Genomic DNA, 16,247 nt, shown 5'->3' on the forward strand with positions numbered 1-16,247 from the left:
CTGCCCTTCCCTTGTCCAAGGGTGTCGGAGGGGGATCGCGCGGCCCGGAGCGGGAGCGCCAATTCCTCGAAACCACTGCGAACAGGGGGTCGGACGACAACCCGGACGAAGCCCCGTGCCACCGGCCGGGCGCTCCTGCCGGGCAGGCTCCGGCGATTGCCGGAATGCCGCAGAAATTCGCAGGAACAAGTATAGCAGATCGGCCGCGTCATGCACGTTTTTCGGCGCCTTGCGGGACAAGGCAACACGCCGTCAGGCGGGAATTAACCCACTGATTCGAAAGGGCTTTTCAAAGGCCCCTGCAGGCGGGCCCGTCAGCCCGCGCCGTGACCGCCTTCGAGCATCCGGCGCAGCAGATCGACATCCTCCTCGATGCCGGAATCGACCTGGCAAAGCTCGTCGATCTTGCGCACGGCATGGATCACCGTGGTGTGGTCGCGGCCACCGAACTTGCGGCCGATCTCGGGCAGCGAGCGGGTGGTGAGCTGCTTCGACAGGTACATGGCGACCTGACGGGGCCGGGCAACGGCGCGGGCGCGCCGGGCGGACAGCATATCGGCGAGGCGGACGTTGTAATACTCGGCCACGCGGCGCTGGATTTCCTCGATGGTGATCTTGCGGTCGTTGGAGCGCAGCAGATCGCGCAGCACTTCCTGCGCCATGTCGAGGGTGATCGGGCGGCCAACCAGAGAGGCGTAAGCCACGACACGTTTCAGCGCGCCTTCCAGCTCGCGCACATTCGAGACGATGCGATGCGCGAGGAATTCGAGAACGCCGGGCGGAATGGCGACCGGGCCATTGCGGCTCATCATCTCGTCGGCCTTGGCCTGAAGGATGCCGAGGCGAAGCTCGTAATCCGTCGGGTGGATGTCGGCGGCGAGACCCCAGCCGAGGCGCGAGCGGATGCGCTCCTCGATACCGTCGAGATCAGACGGCGAGCGGTCTGCCGAGATGATGACCTGACGGTTGTGGTCGATCAAGGCATTGAAGGTGTGGAAGAATTCTTCCTGCGTCGAATCCTTGCCTGAGATGAACTGCACGTCGTCGATCATCAGCACGTCGACCGAACGGAACTGCTGCTTGAAGGCCATCGTGTCCTTGAAGCGCAGTGCGCGAACGAACTGGTACATGAACTTTTCGGCCGAGAGGTAAAGCACCTTGCGCTCGGGATGGCGCTTGCGGATTTCCCAGGCGATGGCGTGCATCAGATGCGTCTTGCCGAGACCGACGCCGCCATAAAGGAAAAGCGGATTGAAGGTGACGTCCGTCGCCTCCGCCACGCGGCGCGCAGCCGCATGGGCAAGCTCGTTCGACTTGCCGACCACGAAAGCATCGAAGGTGAAGCGCGGGTCGAGCGGCGCACCGACGCCGGCATCCTCAAAGCCCTGCGGCACGGCGGCGGAGAGCACAACCTCCTCGCGCGGGAGCGGCGAAACGGCCCGTTCCTCGCGGATGGCGGGCTCTTCCAGCTGCGGCCGCGCTTCAGTGCGGGGATCGGAATGAACGACGATATCGACACGGGCGAAGGAAGCATCTTCCTCCTCCCAGAGCTTTGCCAGACGGTCCGCATAATGCGAGACGATCCAGTTGCGGATGAAGCGCGTCGGCACGGAGAGCATCACGCGGCCCTCATCGACGCCGATCAGATCGACCTGCTTGAACCAGCTGTTGAACGTCGCTTCGCCCAGCTCGGCCTGAAGCCTTGCGCGCACACGCCGCCACTGGTCAGCCAGCGTCATGACGGACGCGGCGCGCACGCGCGAGCCCTCCGCGGAAGGAAGCGGCATGTCCGATACATTGCGCGGCTGCCTTTCTGCCGATGCTGGCCTCATCTGATCCTCGTCCAAACCCTCAGCCTCTTCAATTCTGACCGGAACCCGAAACGGCATCCCGGTTCGCCTCTAGTCCGGCTTGCGCCGCCTCAGCCCATCCAGACGTCTCGCCGCCCGCGCGTCAGGACTGCACCCAGGGAAGGTCCGCCGCCTTCCACCCACTATTCGTGCCCCGATGTTTCGACGCATCGAGATCGCCTTCGAAACCGCCCGCAATATTGAAGCAGCGGCTGAACCCCACGCCCGTCATCGCGATGGCCGCCGCGCGGCTGCGCGCGCCGGAGCGGCAAAGAAAGAACACAGGCGCATTCTTATGCGACTGGCCAAGAGCCGAGGACAAGCCCGCGGCAAAACCCGGATTGAGCGCCATGGTCGGGAAAAGCTGCCACTCCATCAGCACCGGCTCCTTGCCGGCGGCGGAAAGGTCCGGAACGCCGACAAAGGACCATTCGGCGCGGGTGCGTACATCGACGAGAACGGCATCGGGATTTTCGCGGAGGACGCGCCAGGTTTCGGCAGGCGTCACGTCGCCTGCGTAATTACCGGGATGCGCCCCGACAATTTCGGGCAGGCCGCCCTCCTCCGCTTTGTCCGACATGTTCACCCCGCCGCTCGCTTCCCAATGACCCCAACCCGGACCGGCGCTCCCCCGAACGCCGGACACAAGACATCCGCCCGCACAAGGGTAATAGCCAATTCACCCCGGCTCGTCACTGGCAATCTGTCTGGATACTTTGGTTTTTCTCGGGCGAGGAAGATGAAATACTGTATTCGCTAAATTTTTACTCGAAAATCACAGTAATCACCGGCCCCGCTGAGGTTGTTAAACATACCGGCTGGACCCCGGAAGGGCAAGCGGAAGAATCACTCCCGTCACAAAATTTTTGCGTCTGTGACACCTCGCGCGCACCCAAGATGATGTAGTGCATGCAACGCACACATACACCGCGACGCGCAAGTGCCCGCATGTGAAGTGTTTTGTTTCGCGCAACATTCATGCGCGTGTTCTGTAGTTGCGGCGCGTCACGAATTCGCTGCGCGCACGAAACGAAAAAGCCCGCGAAAAATTTCGCGGGCTTTCGTCAATCATGTGTCGAAGCAGGATATCGCCGGCTGTAGCGCGGCGAAGAAGTGCCCGTCAGGCAAGCGCCTTCACGCGAGCGGAGAAACGCGACACCTTGCGCGAGGCAGTGTTCTTGTGGATCACGCCCTTCTGCGCGGCGCGCATGATTTCCGGCTGCGCGGCGCGAAGCGCGGTCTCGGCAGCGGACTTGTCGCCGCTCGCGATCGCTTCTTCGACCTTGCGGCAGAAGGTGCGCATGCGGCTGCGGCGGTCGCGGTTCACTTCCGTGCGCGCTTCAATCTTGCGGATCGCCTTCTTTGCGGATTTCGTATTCGCCATCGAACTTCGGGCCCTTGTCGGCAGCTTGCGAACCCGTCCGGTTCCGTGCTGCGAAAACTGTCGGTTATAAAGAAAGGCGGCTCGCGCTCCCGCACAAGCCGACCCCTCGAAAGCCGGGTTTATACGCGCGGACCCCCCATTCGTCAACCGGACTCACAAAGGCCGGAAGCCGGGGCGAAAAGACCGGTTTTCCGCCCTTTTGCCGGCTCATTATTCAGCGATTGCGGAACTGCGGCTTCCGCTTTTCGACGAAGGCGGCCATGCCTTCGGTCTGATCGTCGGTCGCGAACATGGAATGGAAGAGCCGCCGCTCGAAGCGGACGCCCTCAGAAAGGGTGGTTTCGTAGGAGCGGTTGACGCTTTCCTTGGTCATCATGGCGATGGGGAGCGACATGTCCGCAATCGTCTGCGCGGTTTTCAGCGCATCGTCCAGGAGCTGGTCTGCAGGCACGACGCGGCTGACGAGGCCCGAACGCTCCGCCTCTTCTGCGTCCATCATGCGGCCGGTCAGGCACATTTCCATCGCCTTCGACTTGCCGACAAAGCGGGTGAGGCGCTGCGAGCCGCCCGCACCCGGCATGACGCCGAGCTTGATCTCGGGCTGGCCGAACTTTGCGGTGTCGGCGGCGATGATGAAGTCGCACATCATGGCAAGTTCGCAGCCGCCGCCCAGCGCATAGCCCGCGACCGCGGCGATCACCGGTTTGCGGCAGCGCGTGACGCGCTCCCAGTTCGCGGTGATGAAGTCTTCCTTGTAGACATCCATATAGGATTTCGGCTGCATTTCCTTGATGTCGGCGCCGGCGGCGAAGGCCTTTTGCGAGCCGGTGATGACGATGCAATGCACGGCGTCATCGGCCTCATAGGCATCGAGGGCTGCCGTCAATTCATCCATCAGGCCCTTGTTGAGCGCGTTGAGCGCATCGGGGCGGTTCAGCGTGACGACGCCAACCGCGCCTTTCTTCTCAACCAGAATGTTCTGGTAGGCCATGAGTGTCTCCCTGATATCGAGCAAATCTTATAATGGGGTAATCGAGAACCGCACTTCCGTCCGGCTGGCGGAAAGCGGCACGATCTGGATTTCGAGCTGCTCGCCTTCGCGGCGGAACAGCAGAAGTTCGCCGATGAGTTCATATTCCTCGGCACGCGTCCAGCCCAGCTGCGGCAGGGTTTCGGTGTAAAATGCGCGAACACCGGCAGGCGTTACGTCACCTTGCGCGACCGAGCGGATGATGCGGCCGGACGGCTTGTCGAAGACCATGCCGCCATCGCCGGTTTCGGCAAGGCCCTGCATGAGCGGCATATCTTCCACGGCATCGAGATAGCCGGATTGCGCGGCAGCGGGCGCCACCAGCGCCAGCGCAATCATGGCGGCGAAGGAGGCGGCGCGCATGCGGAGCCGGATGGCCATTTTCGAACCCTTTCGACGCCGGAGCCTATCTCTGGCAGGACGGACAATAGAATGTCGACCGCGCCGATTGCACGATCCGTCTGACGGTACCGCCACAACCGGGCTTTGAACAGGCTTCGCCTTCACGATCGTAAACGGCGAAGGAATGCTGGAAATAGCCAAGCTCGCCATCGGTATGGGCATAGTCGCGCAAGGTGGAGCCGCCAGCGGCGATTGCCTCCGTCAGCACATCGCGGATGGAGGCAGCGAGCCTTTCGGTGCGGGCGGGGCCTGCAACCGTCGCCGCGCTCCGTTTCGGCGAGATGCCCGAGCGCCACAGCGCCTCGCAGACATAGATATTGCCGAGCCCTGCAACATTGCGCTGGTCGAGCAGCGCGGTTTTGACCGGCGTGCGCCTTCCCTTGAAGCGCACGGCGAGCGTTGCCGCCGAAAATTCATTGCCAAGCGGCTCGGGGCCCAACCCTGCGAGATGGCGGCAGTCCTCGAGCCCCGCTTCCGGCACGAGATCCATGAAGCCGAAGCGGCGGTGATCGGCATAGACGATGCGGGTGCCGTCTTCCATGTCGAAGACGATGTGGTCATGGGTCTCGCCGCCCGGCATCCCGTGATGGAAAAGGCCGGGCGCGCGGGCGCCGTCAGCCCCGTGAATGGTGAAGCGGCCCGACATGCCGAGATGCATGATGAGAACCTCGGCGCCGGCGCCGCCGCCCGGCTCGAGATGGGCGAGGATATATTTTGCGCGGCGCGACAGATGCGAAATGCGGCGGCCCGAAAGCCTTGCGGCAAAACGCTCGGGTAGCGGAAAACGCAGATCCGGCCGCTTCTGCGTCAGGCGCGCGATGATGCGGCCTTCCATGGCGGGGGCGAGGCCGCGGCGCACAGTTTCGACTTCAGGCAGTTCGGGCATGGTTTCCGGCGATCGGGAAGGGACGGGATCAACCTAGCGCCCCATGCGGCTGCGCGCCATTTTTAGTGGACCGTTTCCCGCGGCGGCAGGCTGTTCCGCCTGCCTGGAAAACGGTCTATGGTCCGCCGCATGAGCGCAGATGCGAAAAACAGGGGCGATGACGCGCCCGCCAGGGAAACCCATTTCGGCTTCCGCACCGTGGCGGAAGAGGAAAAGGCGGGCCTCGTTCACGAGGTGTTCGAGCATGTCGCGGGCCGCTACGACCTGATGAACGATCTCATGTCGGGCGGGCTGCACCGGGCATGGAAACAGTCGATGATCGACTGGCTGAACCCGCCGCGAAATGCGCGGCCCTTCCATCTGATCGACGTGGCGGGCGGGACGGGCGACATCGCCTTCCGCTTTCTCGACCGCGCCGGCGAAAATGCGCAGGTGACGGTCTGCGACATCAACCGGCATATGCTCGGCGTCGGCCGCGGCCGCGCGGAAGCAAGGCAGTTCGAGGGGCGGATTGAATTCGCCTGCGGCGATGCGGAGACGCTTCCCTTTCCCGACCGTTCCTTCGATGCCTATACGATCGCCTTCGGCATTCGCAACGTGACGCATATCGACCGGGCGCTGAAAGATGCCTTCCGCGTGCTGAAGCCGGGCGGGAGATTTCTCTGCCTCGAGTTCAGCCGCGTGACGCTGCCCGGCGTCGACGACATCTACGACGCCTACTCCTTTGCCGCGATACCGCGTATGGGCGAATGGGTGACGGGGGATGGCGCGCCCTATCAATATCTCGTCGAGAGCATTCGCCGCTTTCCCGATCAGGACACATTCAAGCGCATGATCGAGGAGGCGGGCTTTGGCCGGGTGAACTATCGCAACCTCACGGGCGGGGTTGCCGCGCTTCATTCCGGCTGGCGCCTTTGAAATGCTGAGAGCGCTCCGATCCATCGCAAGACTTGTCCGCGCGGCGCGTGTGCTGGGGCGGCATGACGCGCTGTTCCCGCTCGAACTGCGCGAGGAAATGCCGGGTGTGCTGCTGGCGCTGATGCCGCTTGCGAAAATCCGCTTTCCCTGGGAAGCGCAGCCGGAAACTGCAGGCGACGCGGGCGAGCGGCTGGCAACGGCGCTGGCGGCGCTTGGCCCCGCCTATATCAAACTCGGGCAATTTCTTGCGACAAGGCCGGACATTATCGGCGATGAGCTGGCCGGCGATCTGCGCTCGCTGCAGGACAGGCTGCCGCCGTTCAGCATGGGCGAGGCGCGCGCGATCATCGAGGAGGGGCTTGGCAAGCCGATGGGCGATCTCTTCCGCGAGATCAGTTCGCCGATTGCCGCAGCCTCCATCGCGCAGGTGCACAAGGCACGCGTGAAACGTGCCAGCGAGACGGAAGAAGAACGCAATGTAGCAGTGAAGGTGCTTCGCCCCGGTATCGAGGAACGCTTTGCGCGCGATCTTGAAAGTTTCTTCTGGGTGGCCGAGCAGATCGAGCGGCACTACGCGCCGGCACGCAGGCTTCGCCCTGTCGAGGTGGTGCAGACGCTGGCGGAAAGCGTGCGGCTTGAAATGGATCTACGGCTCGAGGCGGCCGCCATGTCGGAGATGGCGGAGAACATCGCGAAGGACAAGGGCTTTCGCGTGCCGAAGATCGACTGGGAGCGCACGGCGCGGCGCGTGATGACGATGGAGTGGATCGAGGGCACACCTGCCTCCGACCGCGAGGCGCTTGCGGCGGCAGGGCACGACATGCACCGGCTCGGCACACAGGTCATCCAGTCCTTCCTGCTCCATGCCATGCGCGATGGCTTTTTCCATGCCGACATGCATCAGGGAAATCTTTTCGTCGATGCGGAGGGGAATCTCGTCGCTGTCGATTTCGGCATCATGGGGCGGATCGGCGCAAATGAGCGCCGCTTCATGGCGGAAATTCTCTACGGGCTCGTGATGCGGGACTATGTGCGCGTGGCGGAGGTTCACTTCGAGGCGGGCTATGTGCCTCACTCAAAGAACATCCATGCCTTTGCGCAAGCACTGCGCTCGGTCGCCGAACCGATTTTCGGGCGGCCGGCGCGCGAGGTCTCGATGGGCAAGCTCCTCGCGCAATTGTTCCAGGTAACGGAACAGTTCGACATGCGGACGCGGCCGGAGCTTCTGCTGCTGCAGAAGACCATGGTTGTGGTGGAAGGCGTCGCGCGGCATTTCGACCCCGATCATAATATCTGGGAGAGCGCGGAGCCGGTGCTGAAATCCTGGATGATGGAAAAGATGGGGCCGGAAGCCCGCATTGAGGAAGCGGCTGCGGGTGCCATGCAGCTTGGCCGGGTGATGGCGAACCTGCCGGACGTGCTCAACCGGGCGGAGCGCACCGCGCGGCTTCTTGCCGATAGCGTGGACGAGGAAGGGCTGCGCATTCATCCCGCTTCTGCAGAGGCAATTGCCCGGGCGCAGGAGGCACGATCCCCCTGGTGGCACCCGGCGCTCTGGGCCGCGATCGGTGCGGCGGGCGCTCTGATACTCACCAAGCTCTTCTGATTAAAGAGCTTTTTACCCTTAATTCCAGGAATGAACTGCACGACGATTTGATCTACAAATCACCGTCGTGAATAGTTATATTCACACAGAATTTGCGGCAGAACTTCCGCAGGCAGTCAGGAGACAGGCTTGAGCGACACACTCCTCAAGGGACGGCGCGTGCTGCTGATCATCGGCGGTGGCATTGCGGCCTACAAGTGCCTCGAACTCATCCGCCGCCTGCGCGAGCGGGGCGCCTCGGTGCGCGCGATCCTGACGGAAGCCGCGCAGCATTTCGTGACGCCGCTATCGGTTTCGAGCCTCACCGGCGACAAGGTCTATACCGATCTCCTCAGCCTGACCGACGAGGCGGAGATGGGCCATATCGAGCTGTCGCGCGATGCGGATCTCCTCGTCGTTGCGCCCGCAACCGCCGATCTCATGGCGAAGATGGCGCATGGGCTGGCTGGCGATCTTGCGAGCACGGCGCTCCTTGCGACCGACAAGAAGGTGCTGATCGCGCCCGCCATGAATGTGCGGATGTGGCTGCACCCCGCAACGCAGCGCAATTTCGAGGCGCTGCTTGGCGATGGCGCCGGTATCGTGGGCCCCAATGAAGGCGACATGGCCTGCGGCGAATATGGGCCGGGGCGGATGGCGGAGCCTGCGGAAATTCTGGCCGCCATCGAAAGCCATTTCGCGGAACTCGCCTATCCGGGCGGCGGGCCGCTGAAGGGCAAACGCATCCTCATCACCTCCGGGCCGACGCATGAACCGATCGACCCGGTGCGCTATCTCGCCAACCGCTCTTCCGGCAAGCAGGGCTATGCGATTGCGCAGGCCGTGGCGCGGCTCGGCGCGGAGACTGTTCTTGTCTCCGGCCCGACCAACCTGCCGAACCCGCCGGGCGTGAGTGTGACGCGCGTCGAGACGGCGCGCGAGATGCTGGCAGCCTGCGAGGCAGCGCTGCCAGCCGATATCGCGATTTGCGCGGCGGCCGTCGCCGACTGGCGCGTGGCGAGCGATGCGGAACAGAAGCTCAAGAAACAGCCCGGCGAACAGGCGCCCGCGCTGATGCTGGTCGAGAATCCGGATATTCTTGCAACCCTGTCGCAGCTGAAAGTGAACCGCCCTGCCCTCGTGATCGGCTTTGCCGCCGAGACGGAGAAGGTGATCGAACATGCCGTATCGAAGCGGCAGCGCAAGGGCTGCGACTGGATCGTTGCCAATGACGTATCGCCCGCGACGGGCGTGATGGGCGGCGATCTCAACACCGTCCATCTCATTTCCCGCGAGGGACAGGAGGACTGGCCGCTTTTGCCGAAGCAGGCCGTTGCCGAACGTCTCGCGCGGCGCATCGCCGATCATTTCTCGACGCCGAAGGCTGCCGAATGACACTGACGATCGATCTTCGTGTGCAGCGCCTGCCGCATGCACAAGGCCTGCCGCTTCCGCGCTATGAAACCGCCGGCGCAGCGGGCATGGACCTCATGGCCGCACTCGCCGAGGGCGAAACGATGATGCTTCAGCCCGGCGAGCGCGCGCTGGTGCCGACGGGACTTGCCATTGCGCTGCCGGAGGGCTTCGAGGCGCAGGTGCGCCCGCGCTCCGGCCTTGCCGCAAAAAACGGCGTCACCGTGCTCAACTCGCCTGGCACCATCGATTGCGACTATCGCGGCGAGGTGAAAGTCATCCTCATCAATCACGGAAGCGGCGCCTTTACCATCGAGCGCGGCACGCGCATTGCGCAGATGGTGGTGGCGCCGGTGACCCAGGCCGTGTGCCGCGAAGTGGAGACGCTGGACGAGACGGCGCGCGGCGCGGGCGGCTTCGGCTCGACGGGAACGAAGGGATAGCGCCATGCTCAGACTTTCCAAGAAAACCTGGCTTGCGCTCGAAGCCGTCGTCGATGTTGCGATCAATGCGCGGCCAGACCCCGTTCAGTCGAAGGAAATCACCAAGCGGCAGGGCATTCCGCAGCGCTATCTTGAACAGGTGATGCAGCAGCTCGTTCATGCCGGCATCCTGAAGGGCGTGCGCGGTCCGCGCGGCGGTTATACGCTGGCGCGGGAACGCAGGCGCATTCTTGTCGGCGACGTCGTGCGCGTCGTGGGCGCGATGGAAGCCTCCGACGAGCCGACCGCGGCCACGCCCTCCGAGCTTGGCGAGCGCGTGATCGCACCGCTCTGGCAGGAAGTTCAGAAGGAACTGATGGAGAAGCTCGACGCCATCACCATCGAGGATCTTTGCCGCAAGGCCGAGGAAGCCGGTGTCGGCAACTCGAAACCCACTGCAGACTTCATTATCTGAATTATCTGACGATGAGCGGCGCCATGATGCGCCGCCATGAGACAGGTCCGGGAGGCCAATATGAGCGAAAGCAAGAAGCCGGGGCGCGGGCGCGTCTATAACAGCATCACCGAGACGATCGGCGATACGCCGCTGGTGCGCCTCAATCGCATGGCGAAGGAAGCGGGTGCCGTTGCCGACATCCTGCTGAAGCTCGAATTCTTCAACCCGCTTTCGAGCGTGAAGGACCGCATCGGCGTGTCGATGATCGAGGCGCTGGAGCAACAGGGCAAGATCACCGAAAACACGGTCATCATCGAGCCGACATCGGGCAATACCGGCATTGCGCTCGCCTTTGTCTGCGCGGCGAAGGGCTATCGTCTCATTCTCTGCATGCCGGAGAGCATGTCGCTCGAAAGGCGCAAGATGCTGGCGCTGCTCGGCGCGGAACTCGAACTCACGCCGAAGGAAAAAGGCATGAAGGGTGCGATCGCGCGGGCGGAGGAATTGCTCGCGCAACATCCGAACGCCGTCATGCCGCAGCAGTTCGACAATCCGGCCAACCCGGAAATCCACCGCAAGACGACGGCGGAGGAAATCTGGAACGACACGGAAGGCAAGGTCGATGTGGTGATTTCGGGCGTCGGCACGGCGGGCACCTTTACCGGCGTCGGCTCGGTGCTGAAGGCGCGCAAGCCCGGCCTCAAGATGATTGCGGTGGAGCCCGAAGACAGCCCCGTGCTGTCCGGCGGACAGCCTGGCCCGCACATGATCCAGGGTATCGGCGCGGGTTTTGCGCCGGGCAATCTCGACAAGGCGCTGATCGACGAAGTCATCACCATCGGCAACGAGACGGCTTTCGACCATGCGCGCAAGGTGGCAAGGATGGAAGGCATCGCCTGCGGCATCTCGTCGGGTGCCGCAATTGCCGTGGCGCTGGAAGTGGGCGCGCGGCCCGAGATGAAGGGCAAGACGATTGTCGTGATCATCCCGTCCTTCGCCGAACGCTATCTCTCGACGGCCTTGTTCGACGGGATCTGATTTATTTGCCTTCCGCCTTCGCGGCGGGAGGCAATTCCCCGCCGCTTGCGCCCGGGCCAAGCTCGACCGTCATGTCGCGTGCGCCCATGGGCTCGCCGCATTCCGAACAGACCTGTACGGCGCGGGCGATCTTGCCGCATGACTTGTGGCGGCGGAGCACGGGCGGGCCATCCTTGCCCGCCATCCACTTGTCGCCCCAGTCGAGCAGGGCGAGCATCACCGGATAAAGCTCGAGGCCCTTTTCGGTGAGGCGGTATTCCTCGCGCCGCGGGCGCTCCTGATAGGGCACCCTGGCCAGTACGCCGGCATCGGTAAGTTTCTTCAGCCGGCCGGCGAGGACGTGGCGGGCGATGCCGAGGCGCTGCTCGAATTCCTCGAAGCGGCGCACCCGCAGGAAACATTCGCGCAGGACGAGCAGCGTCCAGCGGTCGCCGACAATGGACAGCGAGCGAGCCAGCGAACAAGGCTCCCGGTCGAGCTCTTCCCAGCGCATGATGTCTCCTTTGACGGCAGTATAGCTTGACAGGTTCCCTTTCGGAACCCATGTTTGCATTTCAGTTCTAAAATAGAACTGACTTTTCAGCCCCAGCCAGCGGAGGCCCGGCCATGAGCGACAGGAAAGCGGCGATCATCATCGGCGCGGGCGATGCGACGGGCGGCGCGGTAGCCAGACGCTTCGCCAGGGGCGGCTATGTGGCTTGCGTCACGCGGCGGAACGCGGAAAAGCTCGACCCCCTTCTCGCCGAGATAGCGGCGGAAGGCGGCGAGGCGCGGGGCTTCGGCTCGGATGCGCGGGACGAGGCGCAGGTGATCGATCTTTTCTCAACGGTGGAACGCGAAGTCGGCCCCGTCGAGGTGCTTGTCTTCAATATCGGGGCGAATGTGAATTTCCCGATCACGGAGATGACCGAGCGCGTCTATCGCAAGGTCTGGGAGATGGCGGCCTTTGCGGGCTTCCTCACCGGCCGCGAGGCGGCGCGCGTGATGACGCCGCGCGGGCGCGGCACGATCATCTTCACCGGTGCGACGGCGAGCCTTCGCGGCGGCCCCGGCTTTGCCGCATTCGCCGGGGCGAAGTTCGCACTTCGGGCGCTGGCGCAAAGCATGGCGCGGGAACTGGGGCCAAAGGGCATTCATGTCGCGCATCCGATCATCGATGGCGCGATCGACACGGCCTTCATCCGCGACAATTTTCCATCGCGCTATGCGCTGAAGGATCAGGACGGGATTCTCAACCCCGAACATATCGCCGAAGCCTATTGGCAGATACATGTGCAGCTGCGCGACGCCTGGACGCATGAGCTCGATCTCAGGCCATGGATGGAAACCTTCTGAACAGAATTGGGGAGACGAAAACAATGACGAAGAAAGTGGAATTCCTTTTCGATTTCGGCAGTCCGAACGCCTATCTGTCGTGGAAGGTGGTGCCGGAGATCGAGAAGCGCACGGCCACAAAGTTTCAATATGTGCCGGTGCTGCTGGGCGGCATCTTCAAGGCGACGAACAATGTCTCGCCCGTCATCGCCAATCAGGGTATCCGGAACAAGGGTGAATACCAGTTCCTCGAGATCGACCGCTTCGTGACGAAGCATGGGCTTTCGAAGTTCAAGTTCAATCCGCACTTCCCGGTGAACACGCTGCAGATCATGCGCGGCGCGATCGCGGCAGAAAAGGAAAACATATTGCCGAAATACCTGGATGCGGTGATGGCCGCGATGTGGGAAGACGGCAAGAAGATGGACGATCCGGACGTCATCAAGGTGGTGCTCGACGCGGCCGGTATCGACGGCGCGCATATTCTCGCGCGGATCGGCGAGGCGGATGTTAAGGCAAAGCTTGTCGCAAACACCGAAAATGCGGTGGAGCGCGGCGCCTTCGGCATTCCGACTTTCTATGTCGATGGCGACATCTATTTCGGCAAGGACCGTCTGCGCGACGTTGAAGAAGCGATCGCGGGCTGACAAATCGAGTGAGTGACAGGATGAACGCAGCGGCAATCGACACGAGTCCCGTCTTCCGCAACGAGGGCGGCATCTGGCAGGCGGCGCCGGAAGCGCAAGGACCCTTCGGCGGCATGCATGGCGGCGCGGTGGCGGCACTTTGCGTCGGCGAAATGGAGAAGATGGCGGCGGAACGGTCGCTCGGCGCACTTGTCTCCGCGCATCTCTATCTCTTGCGGCCGCTGCCGCTTAACGGCATTTCGAGCAAGGTGACGCCGGTGCGCGAAGGCGGGCGCGTTGCCGTTTTCGAGAACGAGCTTTGGGCAAGCGGCAAGCTGCAGGCGAAGGCAAGCGCCTGTTTCCAGCAGCCGCTTGCAATCAAGGGGCTGCCCGGCGCGCCGGAGAAGCCCGTCTTCGAGCCGGAGATGTTTCCCAAATGGGAGCGGCCCGAGTTTTTCAAGTCGACGGTGAAAGGGCCGGGCTTTCTCGACCTGTGCGATATACGCGATACGCGGCATGCAGACGGCACGCGGGCCAAATGGTTCCGCCTGAAGCGGCCTTTCCATGAAAGCCCGACGCCTTTTTCCGCCGTCATGGCGGTGGCCGATGTATCTACGCTTTTTACCGTGACGGATAGCGGCGAGCGGCCCGATGCAGGCGGGTGGCCGAATGCCGATCTCTCTCTCCACCTTGCCCGCGCGCCGAAAGGCGAATGGATCGGCACGGCGCAGCGCGGCTCATGGCATGGCGACGGGCGCGGGCTCACGGAAGCGGAAATCTTCGACGCCTATGGCTGGATCGGCCGCTCCTGCCAAAGCGCGGTGCTGCTGCCGCCGATGGCGTGAGACGGCGTTGCCATGCTATGACCTCGTCATGGCACTGAGCGACGACCAGCTTGAAAGATACGCACGGCATATCGTGCTGAAGGAGATCGGCGGGCCGGGGCAGCGAAAGCTCCTCGATGCGCGGGTACTCGTGATCGGCGCGGGCGGGCTCGGGAGCCCCTGCCTCATCTACCTCGCGGCAGCGGGCGTCGGCACGATCGGCATCATCGACAACGACACGGTGTCGCTTTCGAACCTGCAGCGGCAGATCGCGCATGGCACGGGCGATATCGGCCGCGCGAAAACGGAAAGCGCGGCGGAAGCCGCCCGGCGCATCAACCCCGATGTGAGAATCATTCAGCACAAGGAGCGCATGACGGGCACGAATGCGTTTTCCATCATTTCGCAATATGATGTGGTGGCGGATGGCTGCGACAATTTCGAGACGCGGTTTCTGGTGAACGACGCCTGCTATTTCGCTCGGGTGCCGCTCGTCTCCGCCGCTGTCGGCCAGTTCGAAGGGCAGGTTGCAACCTTCCGCGCCTTCGAACGCGATGCGGAAGGAAAGCCCAAACCCAATTACCGCGACTTCATCGGAGACACGCCGCCGCCGGGCTCGGTGCCGACCTGCGAGGAAGCAGGCGTGATCGGCGCTCTGACCGGCGTGATCGGCTCGCTGCAGGCGCTCGAAGTCATCAAGGAAATCACCGGCGCGGGGACGAGCCTTGCGGGCAAGCTCCTCATCTATGACGCGCTCGACACGCGCTTCCGGACCCTCACGCTCAAATGGGACCCGAAGAATCCGCTGACCGGGGAGAACCCCACGATCCGGGATTTGAGCAAATATAACTAGTCGCTTCCCACCCCCGTCACGGCCAGTCGGGCCGGCCAGGACGTTTTAGGTCAACCACCGGGGCGACGACCAAAGCATTCACCTTCCAACCATATGCAGCCACCTCACATGATCGCGGGGATCACGCGATCCGGCGGGCGGTGGCCGTCCATGAAGGTCTTGATGTTGACGATGACCTTGCCGCCCATTTCGACGCGGCCTTCGATCGTCGCTGAGCCCATATGGGGCAGCGAGATGACGTTGGGGAGTTTGATGAGGCGCGGATTGACGGAAGGCTCATGCTCGAAAACATCGAGGCCGGCGCCTGCGAGTTCGCCCGCTTCCAGCACACGGATGAGCGCGTTCTCGTCGATGATCTCGCCGCGCGCCGTGTTGACGATATAGGCCTCGGGCTTCAGCAGTTTCAGGCGGCGCGTATCGAGCAGGTGATATGTCTGCGGCGTGAGCGGGCAATTGACCGAAACGATGTCGACCTTCGCCAGCATGTCGTCGAGATTTTCCCAGAAGGTCGCGCCAAGCTCCTGCTCGATGACGGCGTTGGCGGGCTTCCGGTTGTGATAGTGGATTTCGAGGCCGAAGGGGCGCGCACGGGCGGCGACCGCCTGGCCGATGCGGCCCATGCCGATAATGCCGAGGCGCTTGCCGGTGAGGCGGCGGCCGAGCATCCAGGTGGGCGACCAGCCGGGCCACTGGCCTTCATGCTCGCGCAGATAGCGGGCACCTTCCGAGAGTCGGCGCGGCACGGCGAGGATGAGGCCCATCGTCATGTCGGCCGTATCGTCGGTGAGCACGCCCGGCGTGTTGGTGACGGTGATGCCGCGGCGGCGCGCGCTCTCGACATCGATATTATCGACGCCGGTACCGAACTGCGCGATGAGGCGGAGATTTTCTCCGGCCTGGGCGAGAAGTTTCGCGTCGATCCGGTCGGTCACGGTCGGCACCAGCACATCGGCCTGACGGAGCGCGTCGGCCAGTTCCTGTGCGGTGAAGGGGTGGTCGTCCGCATTGAGGCGGACGTCGAACAGCTCGCCCATGCGCGCCTCGATGAGCGCGGGCAGTTTTCGCGTGACGATGACGAGCGGCTTTTTTGCGGTCATAGAAAACTCCGGGCAAAGGGTCCGGGCCACGATGAGGAGGAACTGCGGCAGGATTCCGGCTTCTCGTCGCCTTTCTTAACAGGTTTATCCGTTTGTTTGCGCCAATTTCTGGCAAAATCGGGTGAGTCGCATGGGCCGGGGCATCAAG

General features: G+C 63.3%; 18 protein-coding genes. 10 read left to right on the forward strand and 8 right to left on the reverse strand.

The features are described from left to right. Window positions 1–314: 314 nt before the first annotated feature. From dnaA to mutM, 6 genes are all read right to left on the reverse strand, one after another. On the reverse strand, window positions 315–1,739 hold the full coding sequence (dnaA, locus tag ACK4FH_RS03980) for a chromosomal replication initiator protein DnaA (RefSeq protein ID WP_409815140.1): 1,425 nt from the start codon (window positions 1,737–1,739) through the stop codon (window positions 315–317). A 214-nt stretch (window positions 1,740–1,953) separates the two neighbouring features. Continuing rightward, window positions 1,954–2,430 (reverse strand): rhodanese-like domain-containing protein, encoded by a 477-nt coding sequence (locus ACK4FH_RS03985; RefSeq protein WP_409811308.1) that lies wholly within the window; start codon window positions 2,428–2,430, stop codon window positions 1,954–1,956. A 540-nt stretch (window positions 2,431–2,970) separates the two neighbouring features. Beyond that, window positions 2,971–3,234, reverse strand: coding sequence for a 30S ribosomal protein S20 (rpsT, locus tag ACK4FH_RS03990; protein WP_409811309.1), 264 nt, complete (start codon window positions 3,232–3,234; stop codon window positions 2,971–2,973). A gap of 214 nt (window positions 3,235–3,448) precedes the next feature. Further along, entirely contained in the window at window positions 3,449–4,225 is a 777-nt protein-coding gene (locus ACK4FH_RS03995) for an enoyl-CoA hydratase (RefSeq protein ID WP_409811310.1), read from the reverse strand. Window positions 4,226–4,252: 27 nt separating this feature from the next. Beyond that, entirely contained in the window at window positions 4,253–4,645 is a 393-nt protein-coding gene (locus ACK4FH_RS04000) for a hypothetical protein (protein ID WP_409811311.1), read from the reverse strand. 25 nt (window positions 4,646–4,670) lie between these two features. Continuing rightward, entirely contained in the window at window positions 4,671–5,552 is an 882-nt protein-coding gene (gene mutM / locus ACK4FH_RS04005; protein WP_409811312.1) for a bifunctional DNA-formamidopyrimidine glycosylase/DNA-(apurinic or apyrimidinic site) lyase, read from the reverse strand. 117 nt (window positions 5,553–5,669) lie between these two features. Between mutM and ubiE the strand changes: the two genes are divergently transcribed. From ubiE to cysK, 6 genes are all read left to right on the forward strand, one after another. Continuing rightward, window positions 5,670–6,470, forward strand: a complete 801-nt coding sequence (gene ubiE, locus ACK4FH_RS04010; RefSeq protein ID WP_409811313.1) for a bifunctional demethylmenaquinone methyltransferase/2-methoxy-6-polyprenyl-1,4-benzoquinol methylase UbiE — start codon at window positions 5,670–5,672, stop codon at window positions 6,468–6,470. Window position 6,471: 1 nt separating this feature from the next. Continuing rightward, on the forward strand, window positions 6,472–8,076 hold the full coding sequence (ubiB, locus tag ACK4FH_RS04015) for a 2-polyprenylphenol 6-hydroxylase (protein WP_409811314.1): 1,605 nt from the start codon (window positions 6,472–6,474) through the stop codon (window positions 8,074–8,076). A gap of 129 nt (window positions 8,077–8,205) precedes the next feature. After that, window positions 8,206–9,450: a bifunctional phosphopantothenoylcysteine decarboxylase/phosphopantothenate--cysteine ligase CoaBC gene (gene coaBC / locus ACK4FH_RS04020; protein WP_409811315.1), complete on the forward strand. Its 1,245-nt coding sequence runs from the start codon at window positions 8,206–8,208 to the stop codon at window positions 9,448–9,450. Beyond that, window positions 9,447–9,911, forward strand: a complete 465-nt coding sequence (gene dut, locus ACK4FH_RS04025) for a dUTP diphosphatase (protein ID WP_409811316.1) — start codon at window positions 9,447–9,449, stop codon at window positions 9,909–9,911. The genes coaBC and dut overlap by 4 nt, the downstream gene beginning before the upstream one ends. A 4-nt stretch (window positions 9,912–9,915) precedes the next feature. Further along, window positions 9,916–10,365 (forward strand): RrF2 family transcriptional regulator, encoded by a 450-nt coding sequence (locus ACK4FH_RS04030; RefSeq protein WP_409811317.1) that lies wholly within the window; start codon window positions 9,916–9,918, stop codon window positions 10,363–10,365. Between the two features lie 60 nt (window positions 10,366–10,425). Continuing rightward, a complete protein-coding gene (cysK, locus tag ACK4FH_RS04035) occupies window positions 10,426–11,385 on the forward strand; it encodes a cysteine synthase A (RefSeq protein ID WP_409811318.1) in 960 nt (319 codons plus the stop codon). A gap of 1 nt (window position 11,386) precedes the next feature. Here the strand turns inward: cysK and ACK4FH_RS04040 are convergent, their stop codons facing one another. Next, window positions 11,387–11,878, reverse strand: coding sequence for a winged helix-turn-helix transcriptional regulator (locus ACK4FH_RS04040; RefSeq protein ID WP_409811319.1), 492 nt, complete (start codon window positions 11,876–11,878; stop codon window positions 11,387–11,389). A gap of 113 nt (window positions 11,879–11,991) precedes the next feature. Here ACK4FH_RS04040 and ACK4FH_RS04045 point away from each other — a divergent pair, with 113 nt between their 5' ends. The 4 genes from ACK4FH_RS04045 to ACK4FH_RS04060 are packed head-to-tail and all read left to right on the forward strand — an operon-like array spanning window position 11,992 to window position 15,002. Beyond that, window positions 11,992–12,720, forward strand: coding sequence for an SDR family oxidoreductase (locus ACK4FH_RS04045; RefSeq protein ID WP_409811320.1), 729 nt, complete (start codon window positions 11,992–11,994; stop codon window positions 12,718–12,720). A 23-nt stretch (window positions 12,721–12,743) separates the two neighbouring features. Further along, the gene (locus ACK4FH_RS04050; RefSeq protein WP_409811321.1) at window positions 12,744–13,346 is read left to right on the forward strand and encodes a 2-hydroxychromene-2-carboxylate isomerase; all 603 of its coding nucleotides are present in this window, start codon (window positions 12,744–12,746) and stop codon (window positions 13,344–13,346) included. A gap of 20 nt (window positions 13,347–13,366) precedes the next feature. Continuing rightward, window positions 13,367–14,170: a thioesterase family protein gene (locus tag ACK4FH_RS04055; RefSeq protein WP_409811322.1), complete on the forward strand. Its 804-nt coding sequence runs from the start codon at window positions 13,367–13,369 to the stop codon at window positions 14,168–14,170. A gap of 28 nt (window positions 14,171–14,198) precedes the next feature. Then, the gene (locus ACK4FH_RS04060; protein WP_409815143.1) at window positions 14,199–15,002 is read left to right on the forward strand and encodes a HesA/MoeB/ThiF family protein; all 804 of its coding nucleotides are present in this window, start codon (window positions 14,199–14,201) and stop codon (window positions 15,000–15,002) included. Window positions 15,003–15,106: 104 nt separating this feature from the next. Here ACK4FH_RS04060 and ACK4FH_RS04065 read toward each other — a convergent pair whose 3' ends face one another. Further along, window positions 15,107–16,099 (reverse strand): 2-hydroxyacid dehydrogenase, encoded by a 993-nt coding sequence (locus ACK4FH_RS04065; protein WP_409811323.1) that lies wholly within the window; start codon window positions 16,097–16,099, stop codon window positions 15,107–15,109. Window positions 16,100–16,247: the final 148 nt, after the last annotated feature.

It is taken from the genome of Parvibaculum sp. (assembly GCF_046297875.1).
GTDB lineage: Bacteria > Pseudomonadota > Alphaproteobacteria > Parvibaculales > Parvibaculaceae > Parvibaculum.